Origin of the sequence: Clostridium fermenticellae (assembly GCF_003600355.1) — a bacterium.
GTDB classification, from domain to species: Bacteria; Bacillota; Clostridia; order Clostridiales; family Clostridiaceae; genus Clostridium_AV; species Clostridium_AV fermenticellae.
The window spans coordinates 1,277,947-1,295,134 of the sequence record NZ_CP032416.1; the positions used below are offsets into that span (position 1 = coordinate 1,277,947).

Consider the following 17,188-nt stretch of genomic DNA (forward strand, 5'->3'; position numbering starts at 1 on the left):
CAGCCCGGGAGTTATGTTATAAATGAGTTCACAATTAATATTTGTGTAATTAGGGTGGTACCGCGGAGTAGCTTTCGTCCCTTGGGGATGGGAGTTTTTTTTATGAAATTAATACATTAGGAGTGATGAAAATGGAAAATTTGGGACTAAATGATATAAGAGAGAAGTATTTAAGCTTTTTTGAAGAAAAAGAACATTTAAGAATGCATAGTTTTTCTCTTGTACCTAAGAATGATAAGAGTCTACTTTTAATTAATGCTGGTATGGCTCCACTGAAACCATATTTTACTGGACTTAAAACTCCACCTAAAAAGAGAGTTGCTACATGCCAAAAATGTGTAAGAACTGGGGATATAGAAAATGTAGGAAAAACATCTAGACACGGAACTTTCTTTGAGATGCTCGGAAACTTTTCTTTTGGTGATTATTTTAAAAGAGAAGCAATTTCATGGGCCTGGGAGTTTATAACTAAAATTTTAAAATTGCCAGAAGATAGATTGTATGTGACTATATATCTTGATGATGATGAAGCATTTGAAATTTGGAGCAAAGAGATTGGTGTGGATGAATCAAGAATATTTAGACTTGGAAAAGAGGATAATTTTTGGGAACATGGTGTAGGGCCGTGTGGACCCTGTTCTGAGATACACTATGATAAAAATATTGAAAGAGGAATAATAAAGACGGTAGATGAATTCATAAAAGCTGGGGATGATGATAGAGTAATTGAGTTTTGGAATCTTGTATTTACTCAATTTGATAAAGATGAGGAAGGAAATTATAACAGACTTGCAAATCCAAATATAGATACAGGAATGGGACTTGAAAGGATGGCAACTATAATGCAGAACAAGGAAAGCATATTTGAGGTCGATACAATTAGAAATATTTTAGATGAAGTATGTAAGATTGCTAATGTTAAATATGATGAAAATTCGAAAGAGGACGTATCTATTAGAGTTATAACTGATCATATAAGAAGCTTGACTTTTATGATTTCAGATGGCATATTACCCTCAAATGAGGGGAGAGGGTATGTTCTTAGAAGGCTTTTAAGAAGAGCTGCCAAACATGGAAAATCACTAGGAATAAATAATGCCTTTTTGTATAAACTAGCAGATGTAGTTATAGATAATTCGTGTGGAAATTATCCTGAGTTATCAGAGAAAAGGGATTATATAAAGAGAGTTATAAGCCTTGAAGAACAGAGATTTGATGAAACTATAGACAGTGGAATGCAGATTTTAGATGAATTTATGAATGATATGCTTGAAAAAAGGCAAACAGTTTTATCTGGTAAAAAAGCATTCAAATTATATGACACATATGGATTCCCTATCGAATTAACGGAAGAGATACTCGAAGAAAATGGAATGTCAGTTGACTTGAAAGAATTTGATGAGGAAATGGATATACAGAGAAAAAGAGCTAGAGCAGCAAGAGAAGAGACAAATTATATGGGAACAGAAGATACTATATTAAATAAAATACCACTTGATATAGAAACTGAGTTTGAAGGGTATAATAATATAGAGTATACTTCAAAAGTTATACTTTTAGTTAGGGATGAACAGTTCGTTGATTCACTAAATGAAGCAGATGATGGAATAATTGTAGTTCAACATACCCCTTTTTATGCAGAAATGGGTGGTCAAGTAGGTGATACTGGATATATATATAATGACTCCTTTAAGGGAAGAGTAGTAGACTGCAAAAATAATATTTCAGGTAAAATACTACATTTTATAAAAGTTGAAAAAGGCAGTGTAAAGTTAAATGATAATGTAAATTTGGCTGTTGATGAAGAACGTAGAAATAAAATAAGAAGAAATCACACTGCTACACATATTTTGGATTCGGCTCTGAAAAGAGTTTTAGGTGATCATGTACATCAGTCAGGTTCATATCTTGATGATGAAAGGTTGAGATTTGATTTTAATCATTTTAAGGCTTTGAACAGTGATGAATTAAAGAGTGTTGAGAGACTTGTAAATAAGACTATAATGAGTGGATTAGAAGTAAATACCCGTATTATGAATCTTGAGGAAGCAAAAAAAATTGGTGCAATAGCTTTATTTGATGATAAATACAAAGATGAAGTTAGAGTAGTTTCGGTTGGAGATTTTAGTATGGAGTTATGTGGTGGAACACATGCAGTTAATTCATCTGAAATAGGATTATTTAAAATAGTATCTGAAACTGGAATTGCAGCTGGTATAAGGAGAATAGAAGCTATTACAGGATTTAGAGCATTAGATTTTGTTGAAGGCAAGAGTGATTTATTAAAACAGGCAGCAGAAAGATTAAAGTGTTCTGATAAAGAAATAATTCATAAGATTGACCTTCAAATGCGAGAAATAAAAGAAAAGGATAAACAAATTGAGAAATTAAATGCAAAACTAGCAGGTGGTGCAGAAGACGAGATAATTAAGAATGTCAAGGAAATAAATGGTATAAAATTATTTACCGGAGTAGTGAAGGATGTTGAAGGTGATGCGCTTAGAACTTTAGCAGATAAAGTTAGAAGTAAAGGTGGAGATTGTGTAGTATTGTTATGCAGTATAGCAAACAATAAGCTTCAGTTTGTAGCTATGGCATCTAAAAATACTCTAGCTAAAGGAGTACACTGTGGAAAACTTATAAAAGAGGTTGCAGCTATTGCAGGAGGAAGTGGTGGAGGAAGACCAGATATGGCTCAGGCTGGTGGAAAACTTCCTGAAAAGGCATATGAGGCAGTAGAAAAAAGTGCTATGGTTATGGAAACATTAGTCAAATAGTATACATTTTTAAAAATATGTTCTATAATATACTTATTAGAATATTAGCGAGGTGATATAAATGGGCAATGATAATACTATTCAGTTTGATATATCCAAAAACAAAAGGGATTTAACTAAGGAGATATTGACTGAAGTTTACGATTCGCTAATTAAAAAGGGATATAACCCTGTTAACCAATTAGTAGGATATTTAATCTCTGGTGACCCCACTTATATAACAAATTATAATGGAGCAAGAGCACTAGTAAGAAAGCTTGAAAGAGATGAAATTATGGAGGAAGTTCTAAAAGCTTATTTGGGGATAAAATAAAAGTGCCCTTAAAGGGGCATTTTTGTTTTAGGTTAAATAGTTATTTATTATGTATGCAAATTAGGAGATTTTTATGAGAATACTGGGATTAGATATAGGTGACAGGACTATAGGAGTGGCTGTAAGTGATCCTCTTGGCTTTACTGCACAGGGTATTACTACTATAAGAAGAAAAAGTGAAGAGAAAGATATAGAAAAATTAAAGCAAATTTGTTTAGAATACGAGGTAGATACTATTGTTTCTGGATTACCCAAAAATATGAATGGAACTTTGGGACCTCAGAGTGAGAAAGTATTAAAATTTTGTGATATTATAAAAGATAATATAGATTTACCTATAAAGATGTGGGATGAAAGATTAACCACCGTGGCAGCTCATAGAGCAATGTTAGAGGCTGATTTGTCTAGAAATAAAAGAAAAAAAATAGTAGATAAAATGGCTGCTACTTACATATTGCAAGGTTATTTGGATGGTATGGCTAATAAGAAAGATTCATAGTACAGCTATTATAGAGAGGTGAAAATATGGAAAATGATGCAATGACAATAATGGTAAATGATGAAGATGGAAATGAAGTTGAATTTAGAGTTATAACAAAATTGGATATTGAAGATAATGAATATGTCATTGTTGTACCTGAAGATGAAAAGGATTATGATGAAGCTGTGGTACTTAGGATAGACAAAGATAGTGAAGGAAATGATGTATTAGTGACAGTTGATGATGATGAATTTAATATGGTACAGGAAGCTTATTACACGTTATTTGATGACGAATAATCTTATAAGTTAATAGAAAGGTAATATCTTTAAATCTTATATTTATATAATTTAAGTTGCAATTTATTATTCATATGATACATATGAAGTTAAAATATTATGGAAACGGGGTAGAAGTATAATGTCAAAACTTTCACCTGGAGAAGTAGAGAGACTTAAAAATAGTTTAAAAGAAAAAGGATATAAGCTGACACCGCAAAGAAGAGCTATAGTTGATATAATAATAAGAAATGAAGGAAGTCATCTTACTACGGAGGAGTTATATGATCTAGTAAAAAAGGATTGTCCAGAGATAGGTCTTGCTACGGTTTATAGGACAATTCAATTATTAGAAGATCTTGGAGTAATATGTAAATTAGATTTGGATGATGGATGCGGAAGATATGAATTAGTACATCAGGAAGAAAATCATCAGCATCATCACCTTATTTGTAAAAATTGTGGAAAAGTACTTGAAGTACAAGCGGATTTATTAGAGGGTTTGGAAAATGAAATTGAATCTAAGTATGATTTTAAGATAACTAACCACAGTTTGAAGTTTTATGGAATATGTAGCGAATGTAAAAACATTAAAAATAAATAATTAAAAAAGGAGGAAAGATTTTTTTGCGCAAGGAAAAGGAAAAAATAAAAATTATTCCATTAGGCGGATTGAATGAAATCGGGAAAAATCTTACGGTCATAGAATATAAGAATGATATAATCGTAATAGATTGTGGATTGAAGTTTCCAGATGAAGAAATGTTAGGTATTGATGTAGTAATACCAGATACAGGATATTTACAAAAAAACTTGGATAAAGTGAAAGGGATATTTCTAACGCACGGTCATGAAGATCATATTGGTGCGTTGCCTTATGTATTAAAAGAGGTAAATGTACCTGTATATGGGACTAAATTGACATTGGGGATCGTGGAAACAAAATTAAAAGAACACAATATGTTGGATTCTGTTGACTTAAGATGTGTTAAACCGAAGGATATAATTAAACTTGAAAATTCGTCTGTGGAGTTTATAAGAACAAGTCATAGTATTGCAGATGCGGTTGCAATTGCAATACATACCCCACTTGGAGTGATTTTGCACACCGGTGATTTTAAGATAGACTATGAACCTATCGATGGACACGTTGCTGATCTCGCCCGTTTTGCTGAATTGGGTAAGAAAGGTGTATTAGTCATGCTGGCCGATAGTACTAATGTTGAAAGACCAGGATATACAATGTCGGAAAGTACAGTAGGTAATACTTTTCAGAAAATTTTCTCAGAGGCAAAGGGAAGAATAATAGTTGCAACCTTCGCTTCTCATATACACAGAATACAGCAGGTGATTACGGCTGCAATGAAATATGATAGAAAGGTTGCAATATCTGGAAGAAGTATGGAAAATATTATGGAAGTAGCGATGGAGCTTGGCTATATAAAGGCGGCAAAGGATATATTTATAAATATTGACAGCATAAATAAATATCCGGAAAATAAGGTAACTATTATAACGACGGGCAGCCAGGGTGAGCCTATGTCAGCACTTTCAAGGATGGCGGCTTCTGAGCATAAAAAAGTTAATATAATTCCAGGAGATATGGTGGTAATATCCGCATCACCTATACCAGGAAATGAAAAATTAATTTCAAGGGTTATCAATCAATTGTTTAAAAAAGGTGCTGATGTTATATATGAAGCATTGGCTGATGTACATGTTTCAGGTCACGCCTGTCAAGAGGAATTGAAGCTTATGCATACACTTGTAAAACCTAAGTTTTTTATTCCTGTTCATGGAGAGTATAGACATTTAAAACAACATGGTGAGTTGGCAGTAAAACTTGGTATGAATAAAAATAATATAGTTATAGCAGACAATGGGGATATTATCGAAGTATCGCGTGACAGCATACGAAAAAATGGAGTTGTTATGTCTGGACAGATATTTGTAGATGGTTTAGGCGTAGGCGATGTTGGTAACATTGTACTCAGGGATAGAAAACATCTTTCACAGGATGGTATATTAACGGTAGTTGTAACAATAGAAAAACAGACTGGAAATGTTATAGCTGGTCCTGATATTATATCCAGAGGATTTGTATACGTCAGAGAGTCTGAAGATCTAATGGAAGAGGCTAGAGAAATAGTAAGAGGTGCTCTTAAAAAATGTGAAGAAAAGCATATAACTGAATGGGCAAGTATAAAGTCGAATATAAAAGAAGTTTTAAGAATGTTCTTATATGAAAGGACGAAGAGAAAACCTATGATATTACCTATAATTATGGAAATATAATACTTAATCTTTTTACCAGGAGTGTTTTTATGAATATATATGATAAGGCGAATGAACTCGCAGCAGAACTTAACAAATGCAGTGAAGTTGTAAAATTAAGAAAAGCATCTGAGAAAATTAAAGACAATAAAGAAGATAAAGATGTTTTAATTGAATTTAGAAAATTACAAGTGGAAGCCTATTCTCAGCAGATGAAAAATGGTGATGTATCTGATGCAACAAAAGAGAAAATTAAAGGCATAGGTTCGTTGATATCGTCGAATCCATCTGTTAATGAATATCTTCAAGCAGAGCAAGAGTTTAGTATTATGTGGAATGAACTAATAAAAATTTTGAATGATGTTATAGGTATTGATTTTTCTTTTGGAGAAAAATGATACTAATAAGTTGACTTTTTAAATTTATGATACTAAAATAGATATGGTAATGAGTGAAGATTGGATACCTGAGAGTATCCAATTTTTTTGAGCGTTTGAAATAAGTGTATTTGTAATTGTTATGAATGTAATTCAAATATATATTGGATTTTAATAAAAAAGGTGGAGGAACTATAATGAATTTATTTACAAGAAATGATATAAGGAACGTTGCAATTATTGCACATGTCGATCATGGTAAAACTACTTTGGTTGATGCACTTTTAAAACAGAGTAATGTTTTCAGAGAGAATGAGAAGGTTCAGGAGAGAGTGATGGATTCAAATGATCTCGAAAAAGAAAGAGGAATTACAATATTATCTAAAAATACGGCTATTGTACATGATGGAATTAAAATAAATATAGTAGATACTCCGGGTCATGCTGATTTTGGTGGAGAAGTTGAACGTGTACTTAAAATGGTTGATAGTGTGCTTCTAGTAGTAGATGCATATGAAGGACCAATGCCTCAAACTAAATTCGTTTTAAAAAAGGCTCTGGAGCTTAATTTGAACCCTATAGTTGTTATAAATAAAATAGATAGGCCAGATGCAAGGCCGGCAGAAGTTTTGGATGAAGTATTTGATTTATTTATAGAATTAGGAGCAAATGATGAACAATTGGATTTCCCATTGGTTTATTGTTCTGCAAAAGCTGGATTTGCCAAGAAAGAATTAGAGGATGATTCTAAAACCATGGAACCTTTGTTTGATGCTATAATAAAAAATGTTCCAGCACCAGAAGGTCATCTGAACATGCCGCTTCAATTGTTGATTACGACTGTTGATTATAATGAATATGTTGGAAAAATAGGAATAGGTAAAATTGAAAGAGGATCTATAGATAAAAATGAGCAAGTTGTTTTAATAAGAAAAGATGGAAAAGTAGAAAATGTAAAAGTATCAAATTTATATGTATACAGCGGATTAAAGAAACAAGAAGTTAATGAAGCTAAATTAGGAGATATAGTGGCAGTTTCAGGTATACCTGATATAAACATAGGGGAAACAATAGCTGATCCCAGTGATCCGGAAGCTCTTCCATTTGTAGATATAGATGAACCAACACTCAGCATGAACTTTATGGTTAATAATTCGCCTTTTGCAGGACGTGATGGAGAATATGTAACGTCGAGACATTTAAGAGATAGACTTATGAAAGAATTGGAGACGAATGTATCACTTAGAGTTGAAGAAACAGATTCACCAGATTGTTTGAAAGTAAGTGGAAGAGGAGAACTTCACCTTTCAATATTGATAGAGACTATGAGAAGAGAAGGATTTGAATTTCAGGTTTCCAAGGCTACAGTAATATTTAAAGAGAAGAATGGGAAAAAACTTGAACCAATTGAATACTTGACAATAGATGTACCTGAAGAATTTATGGGAATTGTCATGGAAAAACTTGGGCCTAGAAAGGCTGAAATGGTGAATATGACATCTGCTGTAAATGGTTATACTAGGTTAGAATTTAAAATACCTGCAAGAGGTTTAATTGGTTTCAGAAATGAATTTATGACTGATACAAAAGGTAATGGAATAATGAACCATGTATTATCAGGATATGAGGAATATAAAGGGGAAATTCCAGAAAGAACTAGAGGTTCACTTGTAGCATTTGAAGATGGAGTAACAATCACGTATGGATTATTTAATGCTCAAGAAAGAGGAATTTTGTTTTTGGAACCTGGTGTTGATGTTTATGAAGGAATGGTAGTTGGAGAATGTTCAAGGGCTGATGATATAGAGGTTAACGTATGTAAAAAGAAGCATTTGACAAACACAAGGTCGTCAGGAGCAGATGAAGCTTTAAAATTAATACCAGTTAAACACATGAGTTTAGAGCAATCGCTTGAATTTGTGGCTGCAGATGAACTAGTTGAAATTACACCTAAAAGAATAACAATAAGAAAGAAGATATTAGATACTGATCTTAGAAAAAAGGCATCAAGAAGAAAATAATATTGTTACTTAGTGGCTATAAATACAGATATTTATATCTGTATTTTACCATTTATTTATATAAAGAAAAGATATCTGGAGGTAGGAATGAGTGGTATTACTTATGATTATATGGAGAAATATATACAGTCACTTATAGAAGATAATATTGGTGTATTAAAGGAATTAGAAATGTATGCCAGTGAAAATTCTGTACCTATAATCCATAGAGAAGTAGCTAAATTTTTAGAACTTATGATACATATAAAAAAACCTTCTAGAATACTTGAACTTGGAACTGCTATAGGATATTCCTCCATATTAATGAGTTTAGCTTCTAATAATAAAGCTAAAATTGATACTATTGAAAGAAACTTAGATATGCTCAAAACGGCTAGAGATAATATAAAAAATTATGGTTTTATGAATAGTATAGATATTATTGAAGGGGACTGCATGGAAGTTCTTAAAGATTTAGATAATGAGTATGATTTAATATTTATAGATGCTGGGAAAGGCCATTATAACCACTTTCTTCCTGAATGTTTAAGACTCTTAAAGCAAGATGGTATAATAATAGCTGATAATGCTTTATTTAGAGGGATGGTTGCTAGTGATAAATTAGTTGCTAGAAGAAAAATAACTATTGTCAAGAGGATGAGAGAATATCTAAGGCTTGTATCGGATAATAAAAAATTTATAACATCTGTTATACCTATGGGAGATGGTATTGCAGTAACTACAAGGAGGAATTAATTTGAAAAAACCCGAATTGTTAGCGCCAGCTGGAAATTTAGAAAAACTTAAAACTGCTGTAGACTTTGGTGCAGATGCAGTTTATCTTGGTGGAAGTAAGTTGAATTTAAGAGCATTTGCAGATAATTTTACAGACGATGAGCTTTATGAAGGTGTAAAATATGCGCATGATAGGTCCAGGAAAGTGTTTGTTACCGTAAATGTATTCCCGAGAAATTCAGATTTTAAAGGGCTAGAAGAATATCTTAAAACTCTTTATGAGCTAAGTGTGGATGCAATTCTGGTTTCTGATCCAGGTATACTTGTTACAGCAAAACAAGTGGTTCCTAATTTGACAATACATTTAAGTACTCAGGCAAATAGTGTAAACTGGAAAGCAGCACAATTTTGGCATGAACAAGGTGCTAAGAGGATAGTTTTAGCTCGAGAACTTTCGATGAAAGAAATTGAGGAAACAAGGACTAATGTTTCTAAGGATTGTGAGTTAGAAGTTTTTGTTCATGGGTCAATGTGTATATCTTATTCTGGTAGGTGTCTGCTTTCAAATTACATGACAGGAAGAGATTCAAATAGAGGACAGTGTGCCCAACCTTGTAGATATAAATATTATTTAATGGAAGAGAAAAGAAAAAATGAATATTTTCCGGTGTTTGAGGATGAAAAAGGTACATATATAATGAATTCAAAGGATTTATGTATGATTGAACATATACCAGAATTAGTGAATTCAGGAGTCAATTCGCTGAAAATTGAAGGAAGAATGAAAAGTTCCTACTATGTTGCAGCTGTTGTAAAATCATATAGACAGGCGTTAGATGCATATTTTGAAAATCCTGAAGGTTATAAATTTCAACAAAAATGGCTCGATAATTTAATGAAAGTAAGTCATAGGGCATATCACACAGGTTTTTATTTTGGACAGCCAAATCAAGTTTATGAAACGTCATCATATATAAGAGATTATGATATAGTTGGTAAAGTTAAGAATTATGATGGAAATTCACATATTGCTACTATAGAACAGAGAAATAAAATATTTGAGGGAGATAAAGTTGAAATTTTAAGGCCTGAGGGAGATAATTTTGAGATTTGTGTCAAAGATATAAGGAATGATGTTGGAGAAAGAATCGATTCTACACCGAATGCTCAGATGATTTATACAATAGTATCAGAAGTTAAATTAAAAAAAGATGATTTAATTATAAAAAGTAAAAGATAAATATGAATAAAATACCTTATTTTGGGCAAAATTTTAGTTTGAAGTGAGGTGTTTTTTTTTGATAATTAAATTAAGTAAAATTACCATAAAAAAGAGAACTCTGTTTATATTTGTAGTATTAATTTTGATAATTATTGCATTGTATATCAATATAGTGAGACTGCAATGTTTTAATTCAAATAGATTATCAGTTATGGCTGAATCCCAATATTCATATAAAGAGGATTTAACTGATACAAACTTTTTATTATTCGATTGTAATGGAAAGCAGCTTATAAACTATAATAAGAAGTATTATGCTGTTATTTCACCAGACATATTTGGCAAGGATAATATAGATACAAAACAGAATGAGATATTGACCCTTATGTACATACTTAGAAATTATAATAGTAAATACGATCTATCTAAGGAGGAAATTTTAAATAGTAGCCAAAAAATTTATTATCCAATTGATGAAAATACTTATAACAAACTTAAAAATATAAAGGATATAAAGGGATTTTATACTTATATCTACTCAGAATCGGAGAAAGGTGATACATGGAAGCTCGAAAATCTTTTGATGAATAATAAAAAACCTGACGGGAGTACTATGAAATCGCCTAAATCCCTTGAGGGACAAATTTTTAAAAAAACACAAAATAATAAAAAACCTCAGCTTGTGATAAATAGGGATGTAAATGGTAAAATAATAAGTCAAAAAACAGAACTTCCTGAAAATAATACAAATGTTAGGTTAACAGTTGATAAAGAAATGGAAGATAAAATAAAAGATATATTAAATAACGATAATAATAAAAAGTATAGTCAAATAGGTGTTGTTTTAATGGAGGCTGATACTGGAAAGATAAAGGCAATGGTTCAGAAGGATGATAGTAAGCCTAATATAAATCTTGGGGCATCTACAAATCACGGATTTTTTCCTGGCTCTATTTTCAAAGTAATAGTTGAAGAAGCTGGCCTGGATAGAAAGAGTATACAGGCAGATGAAAAATTTAGTTGCAGAGGTTTTTATGAAATGGAAGATGACAAAATGCATGGAAGTTTGACACCAAAAGAAGCATTAGCTGTATCATGTAATGATGTATTTGCACAAATAGGTGCGAAGGTTGGGTTTAATAATTTTTATGATAATGCAACTTCTCAGGGATTATTTCAAAAGATTTTAGGTCTTGATTGTGAAGAGGCAGGAAATTGTGAGGTTAAGGATCCTAAAGTCAGTGATGGAACTCTCGGACTTATGTCTATAGGACAAAATATAAGAATAACGCCAGTAGAGGCTATAAGTATAGCTAATACAGTTGCAAACAATGGCGTGTATGTTAAACCAACAATAGTCGATAGCTATGTTAATGATGATAATGAGAAAATTCAAGGAATAGATATCAATGAACGTCAAGTTATAGACAGGTCGACGGCACAGATAATGAAAGATCAAATGCTTAATGTAGTTAAAAATGGAACAGCAAAACAAGCTTACATGCCAGAATGTGTGATTGGAGGAAAAACAGGAAGTACACAGAGGATGGAAACTGTAAAGAATAGTAATGTAGTAAAAGAACATTCTGATGGATGGTTTGTAGGTTTTTTTAATATTAAAGGTAAGGTTTATTCTATGGTAGTGTTTGTAAAGGATATTGATAAAGATAATGATAGTGGTGGAACCACTGCTGTGCCAATTTTCAAAAGTATAGTACAAAAACTAAATAATAATTAAAAAAAATGTATGCACTTTTTTTAAAATATAATCATAATATATTAATAAGCACTAGTGGGAGGACTATCTTTTGTTTCTAGCAAATTGCCTATTAGGTATAATTGGTAATATGTTTTTTTTAACTGCATATGTAACGAATAATACTTCGTTTCCACAACCATTAAGTGATAAAGAGGAACAGTACTATTTAAAGAAACTTAAAGATGGAGATATTTTAGCTAAGAGTATATTAGTTGAAAGAAACTTAAGATTAGTAGCACATATTGTAAAAAAGTATTCTTATCCTACCAAGGATCTTGATGATTTGATATCTATAGGAACAGTGGGACTTATCAAGGCTATTGATTCTTTTGATGCTTCAAAAGGAACGCGTCTTGCTACTTATGCGGCTAAATGCATAGAAAATGAAATACTCATGCTTATAAGAAATAATAAAAAAACTAAGAATGAAGTATATTTGCAGGATCCTATAGGGGTAGATAAAGAGGGCAATGAAATATCACTTATGGATATACTAAGTAGTGATGAGAATTCAATAATAGAAATAGTTGAAAGCAAAATACAGGTGAAAAAATTATACTCAAAAATCAATACATGTCTTTCAGAGAGGGAAAAAAATGTTGTTCAAATGAGATATGGTTTATTAGAAGGAAAGCCTAGGACACAGAGAGAGATAGCGAAAATTCTTGGAATATCCAGATCCTATGTATCCAGGATTGAAAAGAGGGCATTGAAGAAGTTATATAAAGAGCTGAATTATGGAAAGGAATAGTTAAAAGCTGAAAACTAATAATTCAAAGTTAAAAATTGGTTATTAATTTTCAGCTTTTATTCTATGTGATAATAAATGTTTTTTAAATGTAATTTATAAAATTTTATGGTAAAAGAGGAATTATATAAAATTTGTAGAATATTATCTGTATATGTAGACTATAGTTAAATTAATGCCAATATATGTTTTTATATAATACATTATGGAATTATTTAAGAAATTTATTTTATTAGAGTGAATATTGCTGAAAGGAGAATTAATTTGATACCATTAAAGGAATTATTGGATACTACAGTTAATAAAAAGGCTTCTGATTTGCATTTGACAGTAGGAGTGTCTCCTGTCATAAGGGTAGATGGCCAATTGCTTAGTATATCTAATGAGAAGCTAAAGCCAACTGATACGGAAAAATATGCAAAAGAAATATTGGAAAAAAATATGTATGATGAGTATCTAAGGGTAGGGGAAATAGATACATCTTTTTCCGTATCAGGTCTCGGGAGATTTAGAGTTAATATATTTAAACAAAGAGGTAGTGCTGCATTAGCTATTCGTGTTGTTGGATTAAGAATACCAACCTTAAATGAATTAAAGTTTTCAAACGCTGTTAAGGACTTGACGCTTAATAAAAGAGGACTGATTCTAGTTACAGGATCTACTGGATCAGGAAAGAGCACTACGATAGCTGCAATGATAAATGAGATTAACATGACAAGAGCGGCTCATATTGTAACTTTAGAAGATCCAATTGAATATTTGTATAAGCATAATAAGTCTATAATAAATCAAAGGGAGATAGGAAGAGATACAAGGAGCTATGCAAATGCGCTTAGAGCTGTTTTAAGAGAGGATCCAGATGTTATATTTATAGGGGAGATGAGGGATCCAGAAACTATATCAATAGCGTTAACTGCCGCTGAAACGGGACATTTAGTTTTTTCAACATTACATACTATGGGTGCAACTAAGACCATTGATAGGATTATTGATATATTTCCGCCGTACCATCAGCAGCAGATCAAGATTCAATTGGCTGGTGTTATAAAGGGGATAGTTTCTCAGCAGCTTATACCAAAGATAGATGGAAATGGAAGAATTGCAGCATTTGAACTTATGATAGCTACTAATGCTATTCAAAATATGATAAGAGAAGGAAAAACTTATCAGATAGAATCATCTATGCAAACAGGCTCTAAATATGGAATGGTAACTATGGATATGGCATTATCAAATCTATATAGAAGTGATATGATATCATATGAATCTGCTTTAAATTATGCTGTTGATAGAGAAATGTTATCAAAAATAATTTCACTATAGTAGATATAAGAGCATATTTTATATTTTGAACTAAAAATATTCATTAACCCTATGGGCTAATGAATATTTTTTGCAATTATGTGAAATCTATAGTAATTACTTTTTTTTTATGCTAAAATAGTTTTGAATTAGGAGGGATTCAGGAGTGAGTATTTTTCAAGAAATAATTCATGATGCGTCTCGCATTCTAATGTATGTAGTTTGCATCATAACTATATATTATTTGTTTATATCATTTTTTGGAATATGGAGGAAAAAGGAAAAAAAGGGAATAAAGCCTGAAAAAAGATTTGCACTTATTGTAGCTGCACATAATGAAGAAGCTGTTATATGTGACATTATAGAGAGCTTAAAAAATCTCGATTATCCTAAGAAATTGTATGATATTTTTGTTATTGCTGATAATTGTAGTGATAAAACATTTATTAGAGCAAAAGAAAAAGGAGCAATTGTATATAAAAGAACGGATAAGAAAAAAGTTGGTAAAGGATATGCCTTAGAGTGGATGTTTGCAAAGATATTTAAATTACATAAAAAATATGATGCTGTTGCGATATTTGATGCGGACAATTTGGCACATAGAAATTTCCTTAGGGAAATGAATAACAAACTTTGTGAAGGCTATAAAGTTGTACAAGGTTATCTTGATAGCAAAAACCCTAATGATACTTGGATTACAGGAAGTTACTCAATAGCTTTCTGGTCTTGTGATAGAATGTTTCAGCTTGCAAGAAGCAATATTGGTTTATCTAGTCAATTAGGTGGAACAGGTTTTTGTATAGATATTAATATATTAAAAGAACTAGGTTGGGGTGCCAATTGTTTAACCGAGGATTTAGAATTTACGTGTAAACTTGTTTTAAATGGTTATAAAGTTGGATGGGCACATGATGCTATAATTTATGATGAAAAACCTCTTACACTTATGCAATCCTGGAGACAGAGAAAGAGATGGATGCAAGGATTTGCTGATGTTGCAAGTAGATACTTTTTTAAGCTTTTGAAGAGGTCTATAGTGAAATTAAATTTTACATCTTTTGATTGTGCATTATATAGTATTCAGCCGATAGTTACTATACTTATAGGCATTTCTGCTATTGTCGGCATAATTAGTTATTGTATTAAGATGTTTCATATAATGACAGGTCTTAATGGTGCTGCTTATTCTATTAATTTTAATTTTATTACTGTACTTGCGATTGCATATTCGGTATTACAGTATGTATACACACCATTTGTATTAGCATTGGAAAAAAAATTTAGTATAAAAGTATTTTTATATTATATAATATATCCAATATACACAATAACTTGGTTTCCAATATCAATTCAAGGAATTTTACAAAAAAATAACAAAGAATGGAATCATACAGTTCATACGAGAAGTGTCGATATAAACGATTTAGAAAAAGCGAATTAGCATTCAAGGAAGGAGTTTTCACCTCTTCCTTGTTTTTACATAGAAATATGTCACAATTGCGTACTTTAATCATATTTGAGATTTTATTAAAATGTGATAAAATATAAAAGGAGAATTAATTTTTTTGTTGAATATAAAATATATAAGTTGAATATATAATTTGATGATTTGCATTTGAGGGGGAAGGTGCTTGATGAGTGAATATATAATCGGAATGGATATTGGATCCTCAAAGATATGCGCTGCTGCCGGTAAAGTAGACAAGCATGGTGTTATGCAGATAATGGGGATAACATCATCAGTATGTAGAGGAGTACAGAGGGGAATTGTTGTTGATATAGATGCTACATCTGAAGCTATAGGAAAATGCATAAATTCATTAGAAGGGATGATAGATGCAAAGATTTCAGGAGTTTATATTTCGCTGCCTGGTATAATAAGTGAATTGAAATTAAATAAAGGGGTAGTGGCTATATCATCTGAGGATAAAGAAATAAAGGAAAACGATGTTAGAAGAGTATTGAAAGCAGCGAAAGTAATTACAATTCCATCCGATAAAGAAATAATAGGAGTAATACCACAGCAATATATTATAGACGGATATGATAAGATAAAAGATCCAGTTGGAATGAGTGGACTGAGACTTGAGGCAGATGTCCAGCTTATACTGGCTCAAAGTGCAGTTGTAAATAATATTTTTAAGAGTATTAATAAATCCGGATTAAAGGTTCTGGGTATAGTATTCGAACCTATAGCTATGTCTGAGGTTATATTGAAAAGAGAGGAAATTGAAAGAGGAGTTGCAGTTGTAGATGTTGGAGCTGATTGTATAAATATATATATTTTTTCTGGAGGAAAATTAGTACATATTGATAGTATACCTTTAGGAGGCAATACCATTACTAATGATATTGCGATATGTCTCAAACTTCCATTTTCTGAAGCTGAGAACATTAAGAAAAAATATGGAAATGTGGGAGAAAAACATAGCAATGGCGATTCAAATGTAGAGATTATATCTGAGTATAATTCAAAGATAAAAGTTGAATTTTCTATATTAAAACAGATAATAGAAGCTAGAATAGAAGAGATACTTTGCATGATAGGTGAAAAAGTAAGTTCGAGTGGACATTATGATAAGTTATCAGGTATAGTTATTGTAGGAGGAGGCTTGGCCTTAATAAAGGATATTGAAGAATTTAGTCAACGAATATTGCAAAAACCTGTTAGGGTAGGAATCCCTAACTATATAGGAGCTTCTAACCCATTGTATGCATCTGTTGTAGGAATAGTTAAAGATGTTGCAGACCTGGTCAAAAATAAAAAAGATGTATTTGGCAATGAAGATAGTACAGAAAAAAAATATGATGAATGGACTAAAGAAAAAAGTAAGAAATCAGATAAATATGAAAATAATACGGGATTTTTATTAAAAATAAAAGAATTTTTCACAGATTTTTTCTAATGAGGAGGTTAGTATT

15 protein-coding genes and 1 other annotated feature (1 of these 16 cut by a window edge) are annotated in these 17,188 nt (G+C 31.4%); all 15 genes read left to right on the forward strand.

The window, feature by feature from the left end:
• Positions 1-85 (forward strand) — a binding site (T-box leader) (it extends 87 nt beyond the left edge of the window).
• Positions 86-131: 46 nt separating this feature from the next.
• The 15 genes from alaS (at position 132) to ftsA (ending at position 17,172) form a co-directional block, all read left to right on the forward strand.
• Positions 132-2,777, forward strand: coding sequence for an alanine--tRNA ligase (alaS, locus tag D4Z93_RS06175; RefSeq protein WP_119971363.1), 2,646 nt, complete (start codon positions 132-134; stop codon positions 2,775-2,777).
• Between the two features lie 61 nt (positions 2,778-2,838).
• Positions 2,839-3,090 carry an IreB family regulatory phosphoprotein gene (locus D4Z93_RS06180; RefSeq protein ID WP_119971365.1) on the forward strand — a complete coding sequence of 84 codons (252 nt, stop codon included), beginning with the start codon at positions 2,839-2,841 and terminating at the stop codon, positions 3,088-3,090.
• A gap of 73 nt (positions 3,091-3,163) precedes the next feature.
• Complete coding sequence (gene ruvX, locus D4Z93_RS06185; protein ID WP_119971368.1) at positions 3,164-3,589, forward strand: Holliday junction resolvase RuvX; 426 nt, start codon at positions 3,164-3,166, stop codon at positions 3,587-3,589.
• Between the two features lie 26 nt (positions 3,590-3,615).
• On the forward strand, positions 3,616-3,870 hold the full coding sequence (locus D4Z93_RS06190; protein ID WP_119971370.1) for a DUF1292 domain-containing protein: 255 nt from the start codon (positions 3,616-3,618) through the stop codon (positions 3,868-3,870).
• Positions 3,871-3,991: 121 nt separating this feature from the next.
• Entirely contained in the window at positions 3,992-4,453 is a 462-nt protein-coding gene (locus tag D4Z93_RS06195; RefSeq protein ID WP_119971373.1) for a Fur family transcriptional regulator, read from the forward strand.
• Positions 4,454-4,476: 23 nt separating this feature from the next.
• Positions 4,477-6,144 carry a ribonuclease J gene (locus tag D4Z93_RS06200; protein ID WP_119971375.1) on the forward strand — a complete coding sequence of 556 codons (1,668 nt, stop codon included), beginning with the start codon at positions 4,477-4,479 and terminating at the stop codon, positions 6,142-6,144.
• 29 nt (positions 6,145-6,173) lie between these two features.
• A complete protein-coding gene (locus D4Z93_RS06205; protein WP_119971378.1) occupies positions 6,174-6,521 on the forward strand; it encodes a YlbF family regulator in 348 nt (115 codons plus the stop codon).
• Positions 6,522-6,697: 176 nt separating this feature from the next.
• Positions 6,698-8,521, forward strand: a complete 1,824-nt coding sequence (typA, locus tag D4Z93_RS06210; protein WP_119971379.1) for a translational GTPase TypA — start codon at positions 6,698-6,700, stop codon at positions 8,519-8,521.
• Between the two features lie 87 nt (positions 8,522-8,608).
• Entirely contained in the window at positions 8,609-9,256 is a 648-nt protein-coding gene (locus D4Z93_RS06215) for an O-methyltransferase (RefSeq protein WP_119971382.1), read from the forward strand.
• A gap of 1 nt (position 9,257) precedes the next feature.
• Positions 9,258-10,475, forward strand: a complete 1,218-nt coding sequence (locus D4Z93_RS06220) for a peptidase U32 family protein (protein ID WP_119971385.1) — start codon at positions 9,258-9,260, stop codon at positions 10,473-10,475.
• A 58-nt stretch (positions 10,476-10,533) separates the two neighbouring features.
• Positions 10,534-12,195 carry a penicillin-binding transpeptidase domain-containing protein gene (locus D4Z93_RS06225; protein WP_119971387.1) on the forward strand — a complete coding sequence of 554 codons (1,662 nt, stop codon included), beginning with the start codon at positions 10,534-10,536 and terminating at the stop codon, positions 12,193-12,195.
• A gap of 70 nt (positions 12,196-12,265) precedes the next feature.
• Positions 12,266-12,967, forward strand: a complete 702-nt coding sequence (sigK, locus tag D4Z93_RS06230; RefSeq protein ID WP_119971389.1) for an RNA polymerase sporulation sigma factor SigK — start codon at positions 12,266-12,268, stop codon at positions 12,965-12,967.
• Between the two features lie 261 nt (positions 12,968-13,228).
• A complete protein-coding gene (locus D4Z93_RS06235; protein ID WP_119971392.1) occupies positions 13,229-14,287 on the forward strand; it encodes a type IV pilus twitching motility protein PilT in 1,059 nt (352 codons plus the stop codon).
• 190 nt (positions 14,288-14,477) lie between these two features.
• Entirely contained in the window at positions 14,478-15,707 is a 1,230-nt protein-coding gene (locus D4Z93_RS06240) for a glycosyltransferase family 2 protein (RefSeq protein WP_423243045.1), read from the forward strand.
• Between the two features lie 193 nt (positions 15,708-15,900).
• Positions 15,901-17,172: a cell division protein FtsA gene (ftsA, locus tag D4Z93_RS06245; RefSeq protein WP_119971396.1), complete on the forward strand. Its 1,272-nt coding sequence runs from the start codon at positions 15,901-15,903 to the stop codon at positions 17,170-17,172.
• Positions 17,173-17,188: the final 16 nt, after the last annotated feature.